We start from the raw sequence: 19,899 nt of genomic DNA on the forward strand, positions 1-19,899 counted from the left end.
CCCGCCGCATGTCTGGCGGGAGACCGAGCGTGTCACGGGCGCGTATTCAAGGACGCGCCGTCGCTCAGGCCTTGCCCAGGGCCTGCTCCAGGCGGACGGCCTCTTGTCGCACCGGGTTCTCCTCGGACAGCGGCAGGGCCAGGAGCTTCTTCACCTGCTCTCGCGCCTTGGCCTGCTGTCCCATCCGCGCGAGGGCCAGGGCGAGGTTGAGGTGGGGCTCGGGCTGCTTCGGATCGCGCCGGATCGCCTCCTCCAGCACCGTGATGGCCCGGGGGAGGTGTTGATTCTCTGACTCGGCGGGCATGCGCAGCAAGAGCTGGCCCAGGTTGTTGGCGGCGCGCCAGCCGTCGGGGGCGAGGCCCATGGCCGCCTCGTAGGCCGCCACCGCCTTGTCATACGCGGGGGGCTCCTCCGCCTCGTAGCAGGTGGCCTCCGCCATCTTGAGGGACTCGGTGGCCAGGCCCAGCGAGTCCATGGTGCGGCACAGGTGGAGGACCTGCTGGAACTGTCCGCGCGCCAGCATGAGCTGCGCCAGGTTGGCCTGGGCGTCCGGGTCCTTGGGCCGCTGCGCCGCCAGCGCCGAGGCGGACTTGTAGGAGGTGTTCAAGTCCCTCAGCGCCATGGCCAGCACGGTGAGCGCCGCGAGCAGGCGAGGGTGGCGAGGGAGCGCCTTGAGTCCCTGCTCGAGAACGCGCCGCGCTTCCGTCAGGTCATCCCTCGACGCGAGCGCGTGCGACAAGCTGAGGTACGCGGGGACGAAGCGGGGCTGCTGGGTGACGACCTCGCGCAGCGTGGCGAGGCCCTCTTCGTCCTTGCCCGCCTCCAGCTGCACCTGCCCCAGCCGGTAGCGGAAGACGGCGTTGGTCGGGTCGAGCTGCGCGGCCTTGGTGAGTGCCTCCAGCGCCTGCGCGGCCTTGTCCTGCTTGATGAGCATCATCCCGCGGCCGAAGTGGGCCTCGGCTCGGCGGGGGTCCTGGGCGAGCACTTGCTGGTAGGCCTTGAGGGCCGCGTCGAGCTGACCCTTCTGGGCCGCCACGTTCGCGCGTACCAGCAGGGTGTCCGCGGTGGCGCCCTGGGCTTCGGCCTTGGCGACCAGCTCCTCGGCCTGGGGCAGCTTCCCCTCCAGCAGGGCCAGTTTGGCCAGGACGACCAGGGCATCCCGGTTCGTCGGCTGGCGGGCGAGCACCTTCTTCGCTTCCGCCTGGGCCTGGGCCGTCTGACCCGCCGCGAGGAGCTTCTCGAGAGGATTCATGCCAGCGAGTGTCCCCCAGGGACTGGGGGCTGTCGAGCGCTGTCCCGGGGACTGACTACCAGCCGCTCACGAGATCCTTGATGCCCTCGCCAACGTTCTTGATGCCCTCGCCCACGCTCTTCACGGCGTCGCCGACCTTGCTCACGTCCAGCTCGACACCGAACTCCACGCTGGCGCCAATCCCCAGCGCGGCGCCCACGTCGAAGTTGGCGGCCAGCTTGCCGTCCTTCAGGCCCACGTTCGCCTCGAACTCGGCGCCGATGCCGGCGAAGGCCTCCGCGCCCACCGTGGCGGCCGCGGGACCCACCTCCTGCGTTACCTCGGCGCTGGCGCGGGCGCCGGCGAACGCATCGCCGCCCACCTGAGCCGCCACGTCACCGTGGAGCGGATCCACCACCACCTGGCCCTGCACGCTGGCCTCGGCGCCCACGTTGCCCTCGGCCTGCCACGAGGTCCGGCCCACGGGGCTGTCGACGTGGCCCTCCACCGAGCCACGCACCAGGTCCGCCTTCGCCTCGGCGGAGCCCTGCGCGATGAGCTTGCCGTTGGCGGGGTCGACGCTCACGGAACCGTTGGCGCCCACGCCGGCGGTGAGGGCCTGGCCCTCCACCTTGTTGTAGAAGGAGCCGTCCTTGTTGCCCACCTCGTGCTGGCCCGAGAAGGCCGTCCAGTCCTTGCTGACCTCACCGGAGACGAGCTCCTGCTCGAAGCCGCTCGTCTCCAAGGTCTTCTGGATGGACGTCTGCTCGGCGCTGTTGGTGGCCGTGTTGCTGCGGGAGGTCCGCTGACCGTCGAGCAGCGCCTGCTCGTGCGGCGTGAGCTTCTCGCCCTTCTCCTTCTTGGCCTTGGCCGCGTCGATCTCCGCCTGGCGCTTCGGGTCGGTGTCCCGGCGGAAGTCGCGCTGAACCTCGCGGTACGCCTGGTTCCGCTCAGCACCCGGCTCGGCACGGCTGGAGGACACGGGACGGTGGCGGTTGAACTCAGCGGAACGCGAGATCAGGGTCATGGGGGGCTCCAGAAGGGATTCGAAGGGCGAAACGTGAAGGGATTATCGGGGGAGCCCCGGGGAAGTTGCTTCCCTGTGATTTTCGCGGGCTTTTTCCTCCCGCACTTCACTCCGAGTCCTTCTCCGGAGAGCCGGGCTCGTAGCGCCCCGGAGCCAGGATGCCGGCCGGATCCAGCGCCTGCTTCAGCCGCCGGAGGATCACAGCGGAGTCATCCGCCGAGGGCAGGGCGTCTCCCTCCGCCTGGAGTCCGAGCCGGGTGGGGTAGTACCCGGCGGTAGACAGCTCGCGCGCCAGCGCGCGGTAGCAGGCCAGGGCGCGATCATCCTCTCCGCGGCCATCCCGGTCGAAAGAGATGGCGACGACCAGGTAGAGACAGCGCGGGGAGTGGGCCAGCAGCGCCAGGTTGGGCTCGAAGCCGAACAGGCGGGGCACGCGCTCCGCCATGCCCACGGCGCGTTGGGCCTCCTCGCCTGTGAAGGGCAGGGCCACCGAGCACCAGATGAAGCCGCAGCGGTCTCGGTCCGGGTGCGGCTCCTCCGGGCGCGGGGTGCGCTTGCGCCAGTACGCCATGGCCAAGTTGGCGTCCGTGGGGACACCTTGGAAGGGGCTCTCTCCGTCCGGTGGTGGAGGCGAGAGGTGCAGTGGGCGCGATAGTCCCTCCAGCGCGGTGGTCAGCCGTCGTTCCAGCACCGCGCCCATGTCCTCGTCTGGCGCGTGGAGGGCGCCGCTGATGGCCCAGCGTCCGAAGCCCTCGCGGAACTGCTCCAAAGCCCAGGTGGGCAGGGGCGTGCGTCCACCCACTGCGGCATAGGGGTACTGCTGCGTCACGCTGAGCGCCTTGATGTCGTTCCAGAAGAAGAAGCTGCTGCGCAGGGTGCCGTCGAGCGCGAGCGCCTGGAGCCGATCCACCCGCTCCCAGAGCTGGGCGTCCTCGTCCACCGAGCAGAAGAACTCGCGGAAGTAGGGCTGTTTTCGCGCCAGCCAGAACGTCATGCGCGTCACCACGCCCAGCGAGGACTGGCTGAAGAGTCCATCCAGGGAGGGGCCCACGCCCCAACGGAAGACAGGCGCCGCTCGCGCACCGGGAAAGCGCGCGTGCCCCGTCTCCAGTCGCTCGCCCGTGGGAAGCACCACCTCCAGGCCGCACACGTGCTGGAAGATGTCCGCGTGTGGCCCTCGCCCATCCCCTCGCTCGAGCGCGTTGCCCACCATGCTGGCGTCCGGCGAGCCTCCAATGCTGGTGATGAAGAGCCGGGAGCCCTGAGCCCTCAACCAGGCATGAGCCTGGCGGAAGGTGACGCCGGGCTCGACGGTGAGGTACGCCAGCTTCTCGTCGTAGCCGAGGATGCGGTTCATCCGGCCGAGCTCCATCAACACGCAACCATCTCGTGGCGGCACGCGCGAGCCGTAGCCCCAGTTGCGACCTGCGCTCACCGGATAGACGGGGACGCGGTGCTCCTGTGCGATACGCAGGCAGGCCTGGACCTCGGCCGTATTCGCAGGGCGGAGGATGGCCGGAATGCGCTGGGTGGTGGCGAAGGTCGCCGTCTCCGCGGCCGCGAGTGCCTCTGGTTCGGTGACCACGTGGGCCTCGCCCAGCGCGGAGCGCCACGCAGCCAGGGCCGTCTCCAGCGCGCTCATCGTTCACCTCCCCACGGCAGTAAGGATGGGAGCAGGGGAGGGGAGCACGGCTTCCGGCGATGGACTGTCACGCGGCCCAGTATGCCAGACGCGGCGAGGGGGGCCGGTATGGGTCTCGGGCGAGTTCGCTTCGGAGGGCGCCAGGAGTACGCGAGTGGCCTTATGTTCTGGGTCCAGATGCCCAGACTGCTCCCGCAACGTGTCCTGCTCCTGCTTGCTGCAGCATGAAGTTCTATCGACTCGAAGGAGATCCTTCGCCGCGCTACACGGGTTACCTAAATGCCTCGCACAAGTGGGGTTTACCCGGCGTGGAGCCGTGCCCGACATGCAATGCGGAAGGAGGGAGCGCAGGACTTGAGTACCCATGCATGGATCTGTCTGGCCTGCCACCGCACGAGTTGGAAAAGCTGTCTGATTCCTGGCCCGTGCCGCTCAAGGAAATTGAGCGGCTGCGCGAGCTGGTACGTCCGTTGGCTCCCCCGGGAGCCAGGCTGGAGCCAGGAGCACGGTTCGGCCCAGTGGAGGGGACAGGGTTGGGCTACTTCGGTCAGCTTTTCATGCAAGAGCCTTGGGCGCTGTACATGCGCCGCGAGGCGTTCGTGCGCATGGAGGAAGTAGGCGTGAGGGGGCTGCAAGGGTGCTCCATCCAAGTCCGCTTCCGCACGAAGCACGCACCCGAGTTGCTCGAGATGCAGATGGAACTGCACGGCCAATTCCACCCCGACTGCTTGCCACCGGATCTTGAGCCTCCGTGCCCCACCTGTGGGAACGAGTCCCTCACCCTCCCGGAGCCCATCATCCTCGATGGTGCTTCACTTCCCGCGGAACCAGACCTCTTTCGTTTGAAGCAAGGGGCGACGCTCATCGTCGCCAATGAGCGTTTCGTGGATGCGGCGCGGCGCCTGGCGCTGGATGGGGTGCTGTTCCAGGAGCTGGAGGTCCGCTGACCCGGGATTGTCGGCCCGATGACGCCGGAGGTTCAGCCCCCCTTCGTTGGCGCGGTGTGTTGAGTGGTCGGCTTTGTCCACGACCGTGAATCGGCTCCATGCGGATGGTGCCGAGGGCAGGACGACCCTTCATCCTGCTCCGCCTCGTACCAAGGTGCAGGGAAGGGGCATGTCGCATGTGGAGGCTCAGCCGTCTGGGGGTGTTGCTGGGAGCGTTGTTGGTGCCGGGGAGCACCCTCGCACAATCCAAGGACGTCGCCGTTCCGGAGGCACCCGAGACTCCGGGTGGTGTGCAGACCCCGGAATCTCCCCCGGAGGCGGATGACGAGCCCCTCGAAGAGCCGCCGAAGCCGGCGGTGATCGACCCCTCCCTCACGGGGATTGTGATGAAGGTGGGCCCGGCCACGGAGGATGATCTGGCGCGCGGCTACGTCTCCTTCCGCGCTCGTCTCAAGGTGGACCTCAACTATGACTTCAGGCCCATCCTCAACGAGGAGGACTTCGTTCCTTCCTCCATTCCGGTGGGCGCGGAGGATCGCGGGCCCAACCTGAACTTCAACGCAAAGCAGACGCGGCTCTTCTTCGAGGGAGGAAAGCTGACGCTCCTGGGGCCGCTTATCGGCCATGTCTCCGCCGACTTCTACGGCGAGGGCTCCAGCGGCGGCGACTTCCGCGTCTACGAGGCGTACGCAATCATCGGCCCCCTGCTGGCGGGGCGAAAGTGGACGACGTTCATGGACCTGGATGCGGTGCCGGACACCCTCGACTTCCAGGGACCCGGCTCCATGTTGGCCTCTCGGCGTGAGGTGCTGCGCTACGGGAACACCTTCGGCCCTCTGCTGATCCAGCTATCGCTGGAGCGGCCGTTGCCGGACCTCACGCTCTCCAACCCAGACACTCAAGAGGTACGCAAGCCCTTGCCGGACGTGGTGGGCGCGCTGGAGTGGAACCTTGGGAAGGGCCGTCACGTGCGCGCGGCGGGCCTGGCTAGGTGGCTCTCGTTCTACGAAGACGGTGGCACGCAGCACGCGGTGCCGGGATGGGGCGCCATGCTGAGCGGGCTCTGGACGTGGGGCCGCACGGGCTCACGTACCTCAGCTCAGGTGCATTATGGCTCCGGTATCGGTGCCTATACGGCCGACATCGCAGGGCTGGGACTCGATGCCGTCGTGGTGGCTCCCGGTCGATTGGAGGCGGTGCCCTCGCTGGGGGTGTTCGGCGCCATTGAGCCGCGCTGGTCCGAGCACTTCGCCTCCTCGTTCGTCTACGGCTACCTCGAGGTCTTCCCCCGGGATGCACAGCCGGGCAACACGCTGAAGCGCACGCACTATCTCTCCGGCAACCTCCTCGTCTCGCCGGTGCGCTCCGTTACGTTCGGCGCGGAGCTGCTCTTCGGCCGTCGCGAGGACGTGAATGGCGCCGGAGACAACGCGGTGCGGCTCATCTTCTCCACCCGGTTCTTCTATTGAGTGAGGGTCCGGTGGACGCGGCTCATCGCAGAGGTGAGCTGCTCATGGGGGCTCTCGAAATCGAATAAGGTGCCAGTCCATCCGTCTGGGAGCCCATCATGAACCGTTTCCTTGGCCCCGCATCCTTCGGCCTGTCCGTTCTGGCGCTCGCGGTTTCCCTCTGGGGCTCGCGCGGCGAGACGGTGCCTCCCCCTCCCCCGCCCACCGAGCGGCCTTCTGCCTCCCCTTCACGGGAGATGAGGGACCTCGAACTGCGGGTGAAGCTCCTCGAGGACGCCTCGCTGAGCCTCTCCAAGCGGCTGATGCTGCTCGAGCAGCGGCCCGTGGTCTCCTCGGATGGCGGCGTGGTGGCCGTGGCCCCGTCCCTGGCCGCGGAGGTGGAGCAGCTCCGGTCGGAGGTGCGTGGCCTGGTGGCTGGCGAGGCGCTGAGCTCCGAGGGAGGGCGTCAGTACCTCAAGGAGATGGTGCGCTCGGTGCAGGACGATATGCGGGCCGAGCAGCGAGAGCTCCGGCAGCAGCAGTTCCAGCAGGCCCAGGTACAGGCCCAGTCGGAGCGCGCTGAGCGCCTGCGTCAGTTCGCTTCGGAGGCGCGGCTGAGCTACAGCCAGGAGCAGGAACTCACGCGCCGCCTGCAGAACGAGGACGCCCAGCGTCAGGCTCTCTTCGAGGGGATGCGGACCGGCAACCAGTCGCCCCGGGATATCCGGCAGGAGCTCCGCCAGTTGCGCGACCAGACGGACAAGGAGGTGAAGGCCCTCCTCGATGAGTCGCAGCAGGCGAAGTACGACGAGATGCGCCGCGAGGAGCGGCAGGGGGCGCGCGGAGGCTGGGGCGGAGGACGGAGGCAAGGCGGCGGCCAGCCCTGAAGGGCACCTCCGCCGGGCTCAATCGCTGGAGGGAAGCTGAATCGCCTCGATGCGAGAGAACGCATCGAGGATGGCACGGATGATGGCCGTCCTCCCGGTGAGGAAGGCGCTCAGGTGTCCTCCCGACAGGTAGCGCAGCTCCGCTCCCCGCCAGTGCTGCAGCAGGCGCAGGGTGGAGGAGGAGGGGACGAAGCCATCCTGGCGCGCGGCCACGAGGATGGCGCGGCGTGGGTTGGACAGCGGCGGCAGCGCGGTGGTGGAGACCGCGGAGAGAAGCTCGGCCAGACGCTGGCGCGCCGCCTCGGGGCCTCCGGTGGTGCGGCCCAGTACCTCCCAGTCAGGGACGGCGGACAGCACGCCTTCGGTGAAGACGGGCGCGGACGCATGTGCCGCGGCCAGGGGGATGACAGCCGCGGGCAGCGGGAACATCGCAGCGGCATAGGCGGCGATGCTGCCACCCATGCTGTAGCCGGAGATGCCTACCTTGGGGTGGCCGCGCGCGAGCAGCCACCCGAGCAGCGCCGTGGCCTCCACCGCCGTGGCGCGGAACATGAGCAGCAGGTCCACCACCGTGCGCACGGCCGCGCCCTTCTGTCCGGGCGGGCGACGCGAGCCGTAGTAGGGATTCTCCAGCAGCAGCGCGCCCACCCCGTACCGGGCCAGCTCTCCCGCGATGAAGCGGCGCAGGCCGAAGCCCTCGTCACCGGAGGCGGCCAGGAAGACGCACACCGGAGGGCGCGGGCCCGCGTCGTGCGGCAGCAGCAACTGGAAGTGTGCCTCCCGGCACGCCTCTGGCAACGAGCCCACCGCGGCGGGGCTGGGGAAGCGCCCTTCCTGAATGAGCAGGTGCCGCTCGCGCCGAGGCTGGCGCACCGTCACCTCGGAGAGCTCGGGGAAGGCGAAGCCCTGGGGGCCTCGGGTGAGCTTCTCCAGGAGCGCCTGGGAGCCCCAGCCGTCCTCGAAGAAGCGGGGCTGGCGCGCCACCATGAACCTCGCGGCGAGCGCGTCCAGCCAGTGCATGCGATTCATCCTCAGACTCCCGGGGGAAAGCCGCCCGGCATCCTCGCCGCGTCCGGGCAGCTTTCCAACCGGAAGTGATGGAGCTACTGCTGCTCGCGAGCGAAGCCGTGCGCCGGCTCGGGGGCGTCCGCCACCGACTCCGCGGTGTCCGCAGGGGGAACCGGCTTCTGGCCCAGGAACGCGGGCTGCCGGGTGGGGTCATACGTGGGGCCCTGGGGCGTCGTGTCCTTGGACAGCGCCGAGACGTTGGACGTCTGGGGCACCGCGGCGGGCACCGTCTTCGTCAGCGTCAGGGTGTCGCGCACGGTGCCGCCCGAGTCGATGAACTTCGTGGTCAGCGTGCCACCGTCCACCGCCACGTCCAGGTAGCCCACGTGGGTGTTGTTGCGGTAGGCCGTCCAGCTCGGCTGGGAGCCGGGGAAGGTGCGCAGGGTCGCGCCACCGCTGCCCACCACCAGGTACGGAATGCCGCGCGTGCCCGAGGCCGCCACCGCGTCACCCTTCATGGGCTTGGAGCGCTCGTAGTTGTGATCATGCCCGGTGAGGACCAGGTCCACCCCGTACTGCTCGAAGAGGGGGGCGAACTCGCGGCGCATGGCGGTGCTGGAGCCGTGCTCGCCGCTCGACCAGATGGGGTGGTGGAAGAAGACGATCTTCCAGGGCCGGGTCGTGGCGGCCAGATCCTGGGCGAGCCACGTCTTCTCCAGCGACAGCGAGCAGTCCGAGAGCGTGTAGCCGAAGGGGCAGTTGGAGTCGAGCGAGACGAAGTGCACCGGACCCCAATCGAACGAGTAGTAGCGCTCGCTCTTCGACGGGTTGTTGGCCGGCAGGTAGAAGTTGTCCAGGTACGGCTGGCCCTTGTTGGTGACGTACTCGTGGTTGCCCGGCGAGGGGAAGAGGGGCACCTCGCGCAGCAGGGCCGCCATGGGCTTGAACATGTTGCTCTGGAACTCGGCGTCGGTGCCGGAGGAGTACGCGTTGTCGCCGAGCGTGAGGAGGAACTCGCCCGCGCGCGACGGCTGGCCGAGCAGCTTGAGCACCTGGGATTGCAGCGAGCCGCCCGTGCCGAAGTCACCCATGGCGGTGAAGTGCACGCGCGTCGTCTCCGGGCCGGTGGCCGTCTGGAAGCGCCGCACGCCGGTGACGGAGCCGCACGCCTCGATCACGTAGCTGTACGTCTTGCCCGGGAGCAGGCCGCTGAGCTTCACCGCGTGCTGCCAGCCGGCCGCCGTGGCCGTGGCGGTGCGCGAGATGTCCGAGCCCTCGCCATAGCGGACGAAGGGCGTGCAGGACACGCTGGTGCGGAAGGCCACCAGCGCGCTGGTGGTGCCCACGCTCTGCAAGTACGGCAGGCGCGGCAGCGCCGGACCCGAGTCCGTGGTGGGCGGCGTCGGCGTCGTGGTGTCCTCGCCACAGACGCGCGCCTCGGAGATGGAGGCCCAGTCATTCACGGTGTTGCCGTTGACGGTGACGCGCAGGTAGCGCGCCTTGCGCGTGCCGGTGAAGCGGTACGTCTGGGCCGCCGTCGTCAGCGCGCTGTCGGCCGCGTAGGCCTGGCTGAAGGTGGTGCCGTCCTCGGAGGTGGAGAGCGTGAAGTGGTTCTGACGCTGGTCGCCCTGGTGCCAGGCGATGGCCGCGCCAGCGAGCGACTGCGAGGAGCCCAGGTCGAGCGTGAGCCACGCGCCCTTGCCGGGGCCGCTCCAGCGCGTGCTCAGGTTGTCGTCCAGGGCGTTGGCGGCCACACTGCCTGCGCCGTCGTCACCGCTGGCGCTCGCGCGGGAAGTGGTGAGCACGCGGCAGTTGCTCACGGTGAGCGCGGAGCCGGTGTTGCCCACATCCCCCGTGGGGGGCGTGGTGGGGGTGTCAGTGGCGGGAGCATCCGTGGCGGGCGTGTCGGTCCGAGGGGCCTCGGCCACGGGGGGCGCCGCAGGAGGCGCGGCGGGAGTGGGGGGGGAGGGCGCTTCGCAAGCCGTGGTGAGCAGGACGCCCAGCAAACACGAGGAGGAGAGCAATCGGTTTCTGTTACGCATCGTGGGGGCACCAACGGGACAGCCCACGTACCATTCCTCGCTGTGCCTCCGCGTGCTCTCGCCCGGCCGGTGGCCTGACAGGCTCTACGCCTCCCTGTCATCCATGCTGGGGAGCGCCCGTGAGGAAGGGGCGCAGGAAGTCATCCGCCTCGGCGGCGATGCGTCCGAGTGAGTCCACCAGCTCGTGCCCGTCCTCCACTTCAACGAGGCGCACGTGGCGCTTGTCGCGCGCCCACTCGCGCGAATAGCGGATGTCTGTCGTTGTGTCTTTCCGTCCGTGGATGAGGAGCGTGGGAACGCGCACGTCCGGCCAGCCGCCCGAGCGCGCTTCAATGGTGTCGAGGTCCTGGATGAGGCCGAAGTGCACGCGCGTCTTGCGCTTCTCCGCGTAGTCCTGCGTCTCCAACCAGCCCGTCTCCTGCCATCGGCGCAGGCTCTCTTCTCCCACGGTGCGCCGCATCTGCTCCGAGGCACGCAGGGCCGGCGCGAGCAGCACCAGCGCGCACACCCGTGCGTCCTCCTCCGCCACGCGGCAGGCCGTCAGCCCACCCAGGCTGGAGCCGAAGACGATGGCCCTGTCCCGCTCGCCGCCGATAGCGTCGCGCACCGTGCGCATCATCGCGCTCAGGCTCAAGTGCTCGAGCGAGGGCTGCCGCAGGTTCAACCGCTCCAAGTGGATGCCCTGGCGCGCGTAGTGCTCGGCGAGCGCCACGCCCTTGGCGGACTGGGGCCCTGAGGCGAAGCCGTGGAGGTAGAGCCAGCGGGGGCCCGCGAGGGCCGGAGAGGAGCCAGGTGCGACGTTCATGGCGGCGCACTCTACCTTCGCGTCTTCAGGGGACCCGGCGGGTGATGGAGCCCAGGCTCCAGAAAGGATGAGGGCCCCGGGTTGGTGGGGAACCCGGGGCCCTCCAGCTCGCGTCAATGCCGACGGAGACTCGATTCTTGGGCCTGTGCCAGAGCATCGTTCGTGCCAACGGCCAAGTGGCTGTACTTCCTGGTACACCCCCGCGTGATTCGGAAGCAGATGGACCATGATGGCGCAGTGCGTTTGTAAAGCGCCTATACACTGTGAGTATCAATCACCTGAATTTCTTGAGGAAATCGGCCATGTGAGGGCCTGTCCTGAAACAGGACGATTTCATGGGTGGGTGTCTCGAATGAGGACACCCTCCGGGTGCCCGGCGCCAAGGCGCATGTGAAGGTGGTATGCCCGGGCGCATGACGAATGCTCCCGTGGCGCTCATCACTGGTGGCTCGCGTGGCGTGGGCCGAGCCCTCTCTCTGAGACTCGCGAAGGCCGGTTACGACATCGTCTCCACCTATCGGCGTGACGCCGAGGCCGCCGACGCGCTGTGCAAGGAGGTGGAGGCGCTCGGACGCCGCTGCCGCACCGTCATCGCGGATCAGCTCGAGCCGGCCAGCCTCCATGCCGCCTTCGACCTGATCCAACAGGAGTTCAGCGGGCTGGATGTCTTCGTGGCCAACGCCGCCTCCACGGCCTTCACCCCGCTGATGCAGATGAAGCTCCACCAGATGGACAAGACGTTCAACGTCACGGTGAAGAGCTTCCTCCTGGCGGCCCAGCGCTCGGTGCCCCTGATGGCGGGCCGCAAGGGGCGCATCGTGGCGGTGTCCGGCATGGACTCGCGCATGCCGCTGCCCTTCCATGGCTTCCTCGGCGCGATGAAGGGCGCCATGGAGATATTGGTGAAGTACCTGGCCGCCGAGCTGGCCTCCTCCGGCATCCGCGTCAACGCCGTCAACCCGGGCTACATCGACACCGACTCCAGCCGCTTCTACATGGGCGAGGCCTGGGACGCGCTCGAGGCCAAGGTGAAGGACAGCGTGCCCGTGGGCTACGTGGCCAGCGCGGATGAGATTGCCAAGACGATTGAGTGGCTGTGCTCCGAGGGCTCCTCGTACGTGAATGGCCAGACGCTGGTGGTGGATGGGGGCCTGGAGGTGAACTACGCCATGCAGTTCGCCAGCGCGCTGACCCAGTCCTCCAAGTGAAGTCCGTTGCTCCGTCCGTGCTTCGGGCCCCCCGGTTCGCACGACTCCTCGGGTTGAGGTAGAAAAGGGCCATCCCATGCCCACCCGCCTTCGCCTCTACCAGGTCGACGCCTTCTCCTCGCAGGTCTTCGGGGGTAACCCCGCTGCGGTCTGCCCGCTCGACGCCTGGCTGCCGGACGAGGTGCTCCAGGCCATCGCGGCGGAGAACAACCTCTCCGAGACGGCCTTCGTGTTGCGCGATGAGATTCGCGGCTGGCAGATCCGCTGGTTCACCCCCGCGCAAGAGGTAGACCTGTGCGGTCATGCCACGCTGGCCGCGGCCTACATTCTTTTCACGCGCCTGGCGCCGGGCCTGGAGAGGGCGCAGTTCAACTCGCGCTCGGGGCCGCTGGTGGTGACGCAGCAGGAAGGCGAGTGGATGGAGATGGACTTCCCCTCTCGGCCTCCGGAGCCGTGCGCGGTGCCGGAGGGGTTGGTGGAAGCCCTGGGGGCCGAGCCGCGCGAGACGCTGCTGTCGCGTGACCTGCTGGCCGTCTTCGACAGCGAGGAGCAGGTGAGGGCGCTCAACCCCGACATGGCGAAGCTGGCCCAGTTGGACTTGTTCGCGGTGGCGGCGACGGCGCGGGGCTCGGAGGCGGACTTCGTCTCGCGCTTCTTCGCGCCACGGGTGGGGGTGCCCGAGGATCCGGTGACGGGCTCGGCACACTGCACGCTGGTGCCTTACTGGGCGAATGTGCTGGGCAAGAAGCAGCTGTTGGCACACCAGGTATCCGCGCGGGGCGGAATCCTCCAGTGCGAGGACCGCGGCGAGCGCGTGGGCATCTCAGGACAGGCGGTGCTGTACCTCGAGGGCCATATCACCGTGTGATGCTTCTCCGCCGGTGACTGTCTCCATCCCTGAGTCTCGATTTACGCGAAGGAGAGCTTCAGGCCTCCCATGCCAGTGAGCGGGGACTTGGTGCTCGAATCGATCAATTAATTGATGGATTTGGCGGGTGATTGGGCATAGAAAGCCGCAGCGTAACGCAAGGGGGGGCTTTCGTGTCGATTCGGATGTCTTGGGTGTTCGTTGTATTGGCTGTAATTGGCTGTTCAGGCAATGGAGAGCCGCCGGCTGGTTCTCCCGATGCTGGCGGTGACACTCCCAGCAGATGCTTTCAGGTGCCTTCAAATGACTCCCTCTGGAACGGCGAGGGGTTCATGTTGGGGTCGGAAGGCAGGGGTGCGGAGTTCCTGGATGTGGCCGTCGACTCCCAGGGCCTTCTCTACCTTGCTGGGTATCGAGATGGCGTTATCGGAGAAATGCGGACGGATCCCTCGGGAGACTCCAAGGCCCTCTTGATGAGGGTGGGGAGCCTGCCCCAGGAGTCCACGCCGCAGTTCTGGACGCGGGAATTCGACAATCCAGGAGCCAGCGACACCCTCGATGTGCTGGCTCTCCACCCGGACACCGGCGAGCTCTACTTCGCGGGCCGTACCACCGGCGCCTTCCCGACCTTCCAACACTACGGCCAGCAAGACATCTTCATCGGTGGGCCGCGCGGAAACGAGAGAGAGCAGATCCTCTATCAAGGAGGTACGGTTCGTCCGCAACTCCCGAACCGGCTCGCCTTCACCGCCCAGAGAGCAGACAACGGTAATAAGCGAGACATCATCGTCAGTGGATATGACGATGTCTACGTGCCTGCGAATTATGTCGAGAGATGGGAGGACCCCTTCGTCCTCAAAGTGGCACCGGGGGAAGATGGGTTGCTGAGGCAGCAGTGGTGGACGGAGTTCAACACCCCGTACACGGACACCCTCGGAGGGCTGGCCGTGGACACCACAGGGGCGGGAGCCCTCTACGTGACGGGCTACAACCCGGGTGGCGCTCAGAAAGGCGCGTTCGTGCGGAAGCTCGACAGTACCACCGGTGCGCTGGGTGACCTGTGGAGGCAGACGACGTACGGCGCGGACATGATGCATGCCGCCCATGTCCGGGATGATGGGAAGCTCCTCATCGTTGGCGCGACGTTCATGAAGTTGGGAGACACGGCCTACGGCGAGCAAGACGTGGTGGTGCGGTTGCTGGATCCCTCAACCCTCGTCGATGGCAACCCGAAGGTGGAATGGACGAGCCAGTACGGTTCCCCGGGCTCCGAGTGGGTAACGGACATGGCCGTGGACTCCCATGGCAACATCTTCGTGGTGGGCGAGACGGGGGGAGCGATCAGCAGCGAGTTTGTCAACAAGGGGATCGCAGACATCTTCCTGTTGAAGTTCAGTCCCGAGGGGAAGTTGCTCGCCCAGAAGCAGTGGGGCAGCCCCGGAGACGACCACCCGTCCGCTGTGGCGGTTGATGCGTGCGGAGAGGCCTTCATCGTTGGCTACACGACCGGCAATTTGCTGGGCGACGCGTTCCCCGTGCGCGGGGTTCGTGACGCCTTCGTCCTCACCACGGCCAAAGCGAAGGCGTCCGAGGCAACGACCCCTTGACTATCTCTGGACGGAGACGGTTCTGGATGTAGGTCCGACCCTTACGGTTGGCACCGCGTTGATCAGCGGGCACACTGCGCGCCGCCTGAACGTGCGAGCAGGCTGGGAGTCTCCCCACCGGCTCGTCGCGGACACAGGAGGGGAGCGCACGGATGCGCCTGCTGCACACTTCGGACTGGCACCTGGGGCACACGCTGTACGACACCTCGCGCGAGGCCGAGCACGCCGCGTTCCTCGAGTGGCTGCTCGACACCCTCGAGGAGCAGAAGGTGGACGCGCTGCTGGTGGCTGGCGACATCTTCGACACCGCCAACCCCAGCGCCGAGGCCCAGGCCTCCTGGTACCGTTTCGTTGCCCAGGCCCGGATTCGCTGCCCCAAGCTGGATGTCGTCGTGATCGGCGGCAACCACGACTCGGCGGCGCGGCTGGATGCGCCTGATCCGCTCTTCTCCGCGCTCGACGTGCGTGTCGTGGGGGGGCTGCCCAAGGCAGGGGGCTCGGTGGACCTGGAGCGCTTGTTGGTGCCGCTGAAGAACGCCCAGGGCAAGGTGGGCGCGTGGGTGGCGGCCGTGCCGTACCTGCGGCCCGCGGATCTGCCGCTCGTTTCGGAGGAGGCAGGGGACAGGCTCGTCGCGGGCGTGCGCTCGGTGTACGCCGAGGTGCTGGAGGGGGCTCGCTCCAAGCGCAAGCCGGGCCAGGCGCTCGTCGCCATGGGCCACTGCTACATGGTGGGCACCGAGCTGTCCGTGCTCAGCGAGCGCAAGATTCTCGGGGGCAATCAGCACGCGCTCCCGGTGGACCTCTTTCCCGAGGACGTGGCGTACGCGGCGCTCGGGCACCTGCACAAGGCGCAGCGCGTGGGTGGGCGCGAGGGCGTGCGCTACAGCGGCTCGCCCCTGCCCCTGTCGCTCTCCGAGGCCAGCTATGCGCACCAGGTGCTGCTGGTGGAGCTCGAGGGCGAGCAGCTCTCCACCGTGAGGCCCTTGCACGTGCCTCGCCGAGTGGAGATGGAGCGCGTGCCCAAGCGCGACGCGGCCACGCTGGATGACGTGGTGACGATGCTGGAGGCCCTGCCCGAGCTGGAGCCAGGAACGCCCGACTGGCGCCGCCCCTACCTGGAGGTGTGCGTCGCGCTGCCCCGCCCCGAGCCCGCGCTGCGCCGTCGTGTGGAGGCCGCGCTCGAGGGCAAGGCCGCGCGTCTGGTGAAGCTCACCCCCGCTTATACCGGCAGCGGCAACACGCTCGCGGATGCCGGGCCGGGGCTCTCCCTCAAGGAGCGCACCCCCGAGGATGTCTTCCGTGCCCGCTACGCGCGCGATTACACCGAGCCGCTCGACCCGGCGCTGCTCGAGGCCTTCCACTCGCTGCTCACCCAGGTGCAGGAGGACGCGTCATGAGGATCCTCTCCATCAGCGGCCGTAACCTGACGAGCCTCGCGGGCGACTTCTCCCTGAACTTGGATCAGCCGCCGCTCGACAAGCTGGGGCTGTTCGCCATCACCGGTGCCACGGGAGCGGGGAAGAGCACGCTGCTGGATGCCTTGTGCCTGGCCCTCTTCGACCGCACGCCCCGGCTGGGTGAGCGCGGCGGTGTTCCGGTGGGGCGCCCCGAGGAGGACGAGGACGCGCGGCTGATGGCCAACGACGTGCGCGGCGTGCTGCGGCGCGGCGCGGCCGAGGGCTTCGCCGAGGTGGACTTCCTGGGCAAGGACGGCCGGCGCTACCGCGCGCGTTGGTCCGTGTGGCGGGCGCGCAACCGCGCCGAGGGCCGCTTCCGTCCCCAGGAGATGACCCTCACCGACGTGGTCTCCCAGCAGCAGTTCGGGCGCACCAAGTCCGAGGTGCTCAAGGCGATTGAAGAGCGATTGGGCCTGTCCTTCGACCAGTTCCGACGCTCGGCGCTGCTGGCGCAGGGCGAGTTCGCCGCCTTCCTGCGCGCGGATGCCAACGAGCGCGCGGAGCTGCTGGAGCGGATGACGGGGACAGAGGTGTACAGCCGGGTGTCCATGGCCGCGCACCAGCGCCACAAGGAAGTGCAGGAGGAGCTGTCGAAGCTGGCGCAGGGCGTGGCGGCCATTCCGCGACTGCCTGACGAGGAGCGCGCGGCGGTAGAGGCGCAGCGCTCGCGCGAGGAGTCAGCGCTGGCCGAAGCCCAGGCGGTGCAGGCGAAGGCGGAGCAGTCGCTCCAGTGGTACACGGAGCGGGCTCGGCTGGTCGCGCAGGAGGCGGAGGCGGAGCAGGCACGTCAGCGCGCGTCCCAGGCGCTGGAGGCCGCGGAGCCTCGGAAGGCGGAGCTGGAGCGGGTGCGTGCGGCGGAGGTGCTGCGGGCTCCGCTGAACCGGGCGGACGAGGAGGCTCGGCGGTTGGCGGCGGCGGACGTGGCGCTGGCGGCGCGGCGCACGGAGGCGGAGGCGGCGCGGGCCGCGGAGCAGGTCCGCGAGGAGGCGCGGGCGAAGGCGGAGGCGCGGAAGACGGCGGCGGTGGAGGCGGAGGCGGCTGCTCGCCCGGAGCTGGAGAAGGCAGTGGCGCTGGACTCAGCGCTCGCGCAAGAGCGCATCGGCGCGCAGGAGGCCACGCGAAAGCTGGAAGCCGCTCGGGAGTCCGAGCGCCAGGCCCGGGACGAGGTGGCGCGGGTCGCTCGCGACGAGTCCGACGCGCGCGCGGCGATGACCGCGGCACAGGCTTGGCTGAACGAGTACGTGCGTCTGGCGGCGCTGGCTCGCGAGTGGCCTCGCTGGGAGGCGGAGCTCACCCGCTACGAGCGTGCGGCGGGGGCGGAGGCCAAGGCCCGCGAGTCCTTCGCGAAGGTGCAATCACGGGCCGCGGCGTTGAGCGCAGACGTCCAGCGCCGTGAAGAGGAGCGCCGCGAGGCGAACGCGTCCGTGGAGACGGCGGCAGCCGCTGTGGCCCGCGCGGAGGCCGAGCTGGGTGAGGATGCCGGTGCGGAGCGGCGAGCCCGGCGGGAGTCGCTGTTGTTCCGGCAGGAGACGCTGCGAGCGCTGACGGAGGCGAGCAAGGGCGCACTCGAGGCCGCTCGCGCCGAGCAGGAAGCCTCCGAGGAAGCCACGAAGGCTCGGGCGGAGCAGACTGCCGCGGCGACAGGAGCCGAGGCCGCGAAGGTGCGTCGCATTGAGCACGAGGCCGCGCTCAAGGAGGCTCGCCGTGCACTCACCGAGGCCCGAGCGACGTTGGATCTCGCGGAGTACCGCGCGGAGCTGCGGCCAGGACAGCCTTGTCCGCTCTGCGGTGCTAGCGAGCATCCCTACCGGCAACCCGGCGCTGTGCTGGAGGGGCTCGCCGCGAAGGCCCAGGGTCGGGTGGACACGCTGGATGGAGAGCTGAAGGCGGCCATTCAAGAGGAGGCCTCGGCCAACGCACGGGTGTCTGCGGAGGGCTCTCGTGCGGCGCAGGCGGAGACTCGGCGCGAGGCCGCGGCGAAGCGGCGGATTCAGCAGCGCGAGGCGTGGAGCCTCTGCCGCGCGAAGCTCTCGGGCTCACTGCCTCCCGAGGACGTGGAGGCACCGGAAGTCGCGGCGTGGCTGGAGTCGGCGCTGGCGGAGGCGAAGACCCTGCTGGCCGCGCTGAAGGACGAGGAGGAGAAGGCGGAGAAGCTGGCCCGCGTGGCGAAGGAGGCCCGGGGCGTGCTGACCCTCGCGCGTGAGCGCCAGACGGCGGCGGAGAAGGCGTGGCTCGAGGCGGCCGAGGCGTTGCGTCAGAACACCGAGGCCCAGGCCGCCGCCGGGCGTGACGTGGAGCAGGCCGAGCGCGTTCGCCAGGAGGTGCTGGCGGGACTGGCAGCTCCCTTCCAGGGCTCGCAACGCTGGGAGGAGTCGCTGGCCTCGGACCCCGCGAGCTTCCGCGCGCGCTGCGCGAAGTGGGTGGCGGAGTGGAACACCCGCGAGCAGGCGTTGCGCGAGGCGGAGACGCGCGTGGTGCAGGCGGAGAAGAACCGGGCTCCCGCGGAGGCGCTTGTCAAAGAGCGGAGCTCCCTGGTCGAGTCCTGCGCGCGGGAGCTGGCGCGGGTGGAGGCCGTGCTCCGGGAGACGCAGGCCGCGCGTGCGGCGGTGCTCGGCGGACGTCCCACGGTCGAAGTGCGGGCCGCGCTACAGCGGGAGCTGGAGGAGTCTTCTCGGGCTTTCGAGTCCGTGCGCGCCGAGGCCGAGAAGGCGAAGCAGGAGGCCGCCGCCGTCACCGCGCGTGTCGAGGCCGCTGTGCAGGCCCGTGAGTCCGCGAGCACGGCCCGCGCCGAGGCCGAGGCGGCGCTCTCTGCACTGCTGTCGGTGCGGAGCCTCACGCTGGAGGCCGCGCGCACCTTGCTCGCGCGGGATGCCGCCTGGTGCGAGGCCGAGGAGCGTGCCCTTGCGCAGCTCCGTCAGGAGCACGACCACGCCCTCTCTGTGCTGAAGGAGCGCCAGGCCCAGCGCACTCGGCACGAGGCGTCTGGGCTCCCATCCATCGCTGAGGCAGAGGCCGCCGCCGCATGCGAGCGGGCTCGCGCGGACACGGAGGCTCGGCGTCAGGCCACCGCCTCGTTGAAGGCCCGGCTCGACCAGGACGACGAGGCCCGCCGCCGCCATGGCGAGCAGGCTCGGCTCCTCGAGGAGAAGCAGCGCGCGAGCGGCGTGTGGCGCACCCTCAGCGAGCTCATCGGCTCGCACGACGGCAGGAAGTTCAAGGTGTTCGCTCAGAGCCTCACCCTGGATGCGCTCCTGCACTACGCCAACGCGCACCTCGAGGAGCTGGCTCCGCGCTATCGCCTCATGCGCGTGCCGAAGTACGACCTCGACCTCCAGGTGGTGGACCGGGACATGGGCGATGAGGTTCGGGGGGTCTCCAGTCTTTCGGGTGGAGAGAGCTTCCTCGTGTCGCTGGCCCTGGCCCTGGGGCTTGCCTCGCTCTCCTCGGAGACGACGCAGGTGGAGACGCTCTTCATCGACGAGGGCTTCGGCACGTTGGATCCGGAGACTCTGGAGATGGCCCTGGCCACGCTCGACGCGCTCCAGGCCACCGGCCGGCAGGTGGGCATCATCTCCCACGTGTCGGGGCTCGCTGAGCGCATTGGCGTGCAGGTGCGCGTGGTGAAGCAGGGCGCTGGACGCAGTCGGCTCGTCGTCATGGGAGAGCCGGATCTCCTCGCAGCCTCGGCGCCCGATGTGCGGCCCGCGGCCTCGGTGGGGTAG

Annotated in this window: 14 protein-coding genes; 8 read left to right on the forward strand and 6 right to left on the reverse strand. The window is 69.0% G+C overall.

The genetic code is table 11. The annotated features are described in order from the left end of the window. Window positions 1–64: 64 nt before the first annotated feature. The 3 genes from F0U60_RS08045 to F0U60_RS08055 form a co-directional block, all read right to left on the reverse strand. On the reverse strand, window positions 65–1,252 hold the full coding sequence (locus F0U60_RS08045; protein ID WP_395816141.1) for a tetratricopeptide repeat protein: 1,188 nt from the start codon (window positions 1,250–1,252) through the stop codon (window positions 65–67). Window positions 1,253–1,307: 55 nt separating this feature from the next. After that, a complete protein-coding gene (locus F0U60_RS08050) occupies window positions 1,308–2,258 on the reverse strand; it encodes a hypothetical protein (RefSeq protein WP_395816144.1) in 951 nt (316 codons plus the stop codon). Between the two features lie 106 nt (window positions 2,259–2,364). Beyond that, complete coding sequence (locus tag F0U60_RS08055; protein ID WP_395816147.1) at window positions 2,365–3,900, reverse strand: FAD-binding oxidoreductase; 1,536 nt, start codon at window positions 3,898–3,900, stop codon at window positions 2,365–2,367. A 224-nt stretch (window positions 3,901–4,124) separates the two neighbouring features. On the opposite strand from F0U60_RS08055, the gene F0U60_RS08060 reads away from it, so the two are divergent. The 3 genes from F0U60_RS08060 (at window position 4,125) to F0U60_RS08070 (ending at window position 7,182) form a co-directional block, all read left to right on the forward strand. After that, entirely contained in the window at window positions 4,125–4,847 is a 723-nt protein-coding gene (locus F0U60_RS08060; RefSeq protein WP_395816150.1) for a double-CXXCG motif protein, read from the forward strand. A gap of 176 nt (window positions 4,848–5,023) precedes the next feature. Then, window positions 5,024–6,316, forward strand: coding sequence for a DcaP family trimeric outer membrane transporter (locus tag F0U60_RS08065; protein WP_395816153.1), 1,293 nt, complete (start codon window positions 5,024–5,026; stop codon window positions 6,314–6,316). Between the two features lie 98 nt (window positions 6,317–6,414). Next, window positions 6,415–7,182 (forward strand): hypothetical protein, encoded by a 768-nt coding sequence (locus F0U60_RS08070; RefSeq protein ID WP_395816156.1) that lies wholly within the window; start codon window positions 6,415–6,417, stop codon window positions 7,180–7,182. An 18-nt stretch (window positions 7,183–7,200) separates the two neighbouring features. Here F0U60_RS08070 and F0U60_RS08075 read toward each other — a convergent pair whose 3' ends face one another. From F0U60_RS08075 to F0U60_RS08085, 3 genes are all read right to left on the reverse strand, one after another. Continuing rightward, on the reverse strand, window positions 7,201–8,211 hold the full coding sequence (locus tag F0U60_RS08075) for an alpha/beta hydrolase family protein (protein WP_395816158.1): 1,011 nt from the start codon (window positions 8,209–8,211) through the stop codon (window positions 7,201–7,203). A 74-nt stretch (window positions 8,212–8,285) separates the two neighbouring features. Then, complete coding sequence (locus tag F0U60_RS08080) at window positions 8,286–10,232, reverse strand: discoidin domain-containing protein (RefSeq protein ID WP_395816161.1); 1,947 nt, start codon at window positions 10,230–10,232, stop codon at window positions 8,286–8,288. 97 nt (window positions 10,233–10,329) lie between these two features. Further along, window positions 10,330–11,037 (reverse strand): YqiA/YcfP family alpha/beta fold hydrolase, encoded by a 708-nt coding sequence (locus F0U60_RS08085; RefSeq protein ID WP_395816163.1) that lies wholly within the window; start codon window positions 11,035–11,037, stop codon window positions 10,330–10,332. Between the two features lie 413 nt (window positions 11,038–11,450). Between F0U60_RS08085 and F0U60_RS08090 the strand changes: the two genes are divergently transcribed. The 5 genes from F0U60_RS08090 to F0U60_RS08110 all read left to right on the forward strand — a co-directional run bounded on the left by F0U60_RS08090 (window position 11,451) and on the right by F0U60_RS08110 (window position 19,899). Continuing rightward, window positions 11,451–12,245, forward strand: a complete 795-nt coding sequence (locus F0U60_RS08090; RefSeq protein WP_395816166.1) for an SDR family NAD(P)-dependent oxidoreductase — start codon at window positions 11,451–11,453, stop codon at window positions 12,243–12,245. 76 nt (window positions 12,246–12,321) lie between these two features. Beyond that, window positions 12,322–13,113 (forward strand): PhzF family phenazine biosynthesis protein, encoded by a 792-nt coding sequence (locus F0U60_RS08095; RefSeq protein ID WP_395816168.1) that lies wholly within the window; start codon window positions 12,322–12,324, stop codon window positions 13,111–13,113. Between the two features lie 434 nt (window positions 13,114–13,547). Then, on the forward strand, window positions 13,548–14,720 hold the full coding sequence (locus F0U60_RS08100; protein WP_395816172.1) for an SBBP repeat-containing protein: 1,173 nt from the start codon (window positions 13,548–13,550) through the stop codon (window positions 14,718–14,720). A 152-nt stretch (window positions 14,721–14,872) separates the two neighbouring features. Beyond that, window positions 14,873–16,117 (forward strand): exonuclease SbcCD subunit D C-terminal domain-containing protein, encoded by a 1,245-nt coding sequence (locus F0U60_RS08105; RefSeq protein ID WP_395816174.1) that lies wholly within the window; start codon window positions 14,873–14,875, stop codon window positions 16,115–16,117. Next, window positions 16,114–19,899 carry an AAA family ATPase gene (locus tag F0U60_RS08110; RefSeq protein ID WP_395816177.1) on the forward strand — a complete coding sequence of 1,262 codons (3,786 nt, stop codon included), beginning with the start codon at window positions 16,114–16,116 and terminating at the stop codon, window positions 19,897–19,899. Before F0U60_RS08105 ends, F0U60_RS08110 begins: the two co-directional genes overlap by 4 nt.

The organism is Archangium minus (genome assembly GCF_044360475.1).
Lineage (GTDB): Bacteria > Myxococcota > Myxococcia > Myxococcales > Myxococcaceae > Archangium > Archangium minus.

Bases quoted from the DNA above. Each gene is read 5' to 3' on its own strand.
- F0U60_RS08055 (WP_395816147.1), bottom strand. From the start codon at position 3,900: ATGAGCGCGCTGGAGACGGCCCTGGCTGCGTGGCGCTCCGCGCTGGGC.
- F0U60_RS08080 (WP_395816161.1), bottom strand. From the start codon at position 10,232: ATGCGTAACAGAAACCGATTGCTCTCCTCCTCGTGTTTGCTGGGCGTC.
- F0U60_RS08105 (WP_395816174.1), top strand. From the start codon at position 14,873: ATGCGCCTGCTGCACACTTCGGACTGGCACCTGGGGCACACGCTGTAC.
- F0U60_RS08075 (WP_395816158.1), bottom strand. From the start codon at position 8,211: ATGAATCGCATGCACTGGCTGGACGCGCTCGCCGCGAGGTTCATGGTG.
- F0U60_RS08060 (WP_395816150.1), top strand. From the start codon at position 4,125: ATGAAGTTCTATCGACTCGAAGGAGATCCTTCGCCGCGCTACACGGGT.
- F0U60_RS08110 (WP_395816177.1), top strand. From the start codon at position 16,114: ATGAGGATCCTCTCCATCAGCGGCCGTAACCTGACGAGCCTCGCGGGC.
- F0U60_RS08050 (WP_395816144.1), bottom strand. From the start codon at position 2,258: ATGACCCTGATCTCGCGTTCCGCTGAGTTCAACCGCCACCGTCCCGTG.
- F0U60_RS08090 (WP_395816166.1), top strand. From the start codon at position 11,451: ATGACGAATGCTCCCGTGGCGCTCATCACTGGTGGCTCGCGTGGCGTG.
- F0U60_RS08100 (WP_395816172.1), top strand. From the start codon at position 13,548: ATGCGGACGGATCCCTCGGGAGACTCCAAGGCCCTCTTGATGAGGGTG.
- F0U60_RS08065 (WP_395816153.1), top strand. From the start codon at position 5,024: ATGTGGAGGCTCAGCCGTCTGGGGGTGTTGCTGGGAGCGTTGTTGGTG.
- F0U60_RS08095 (WP_395816168.1), top strand. From the start codon at position 12,322: ATGCCCACCCGCCTTCGCCTCTACCAGGTCGACGCCTTCTCCTCGCAG.
- F0U60_RS08070 (WP_395816156.1), top strand. From the start codon at position 6,415: ATGAACCGTTTCCTTGGCCCCGCATCCTTCGGCCTGTCCGTTCTGGCG.
- F0U60_RS08085 (WP_395816163.1), bottom strand. From the start codon at position 11,037: ATGAACGTCGCACCTGGCTCCTCTCCGGCCCTCGCGGGCCCCCGCTGG.
- F0U60_RS08045 (WP_395816141.1), bottom strand. From the start codon at position 1,252: ATGAATCCTCTCGAGAAGCTCCTCGCGGCGGGTCAGACGGCCCAGGCC.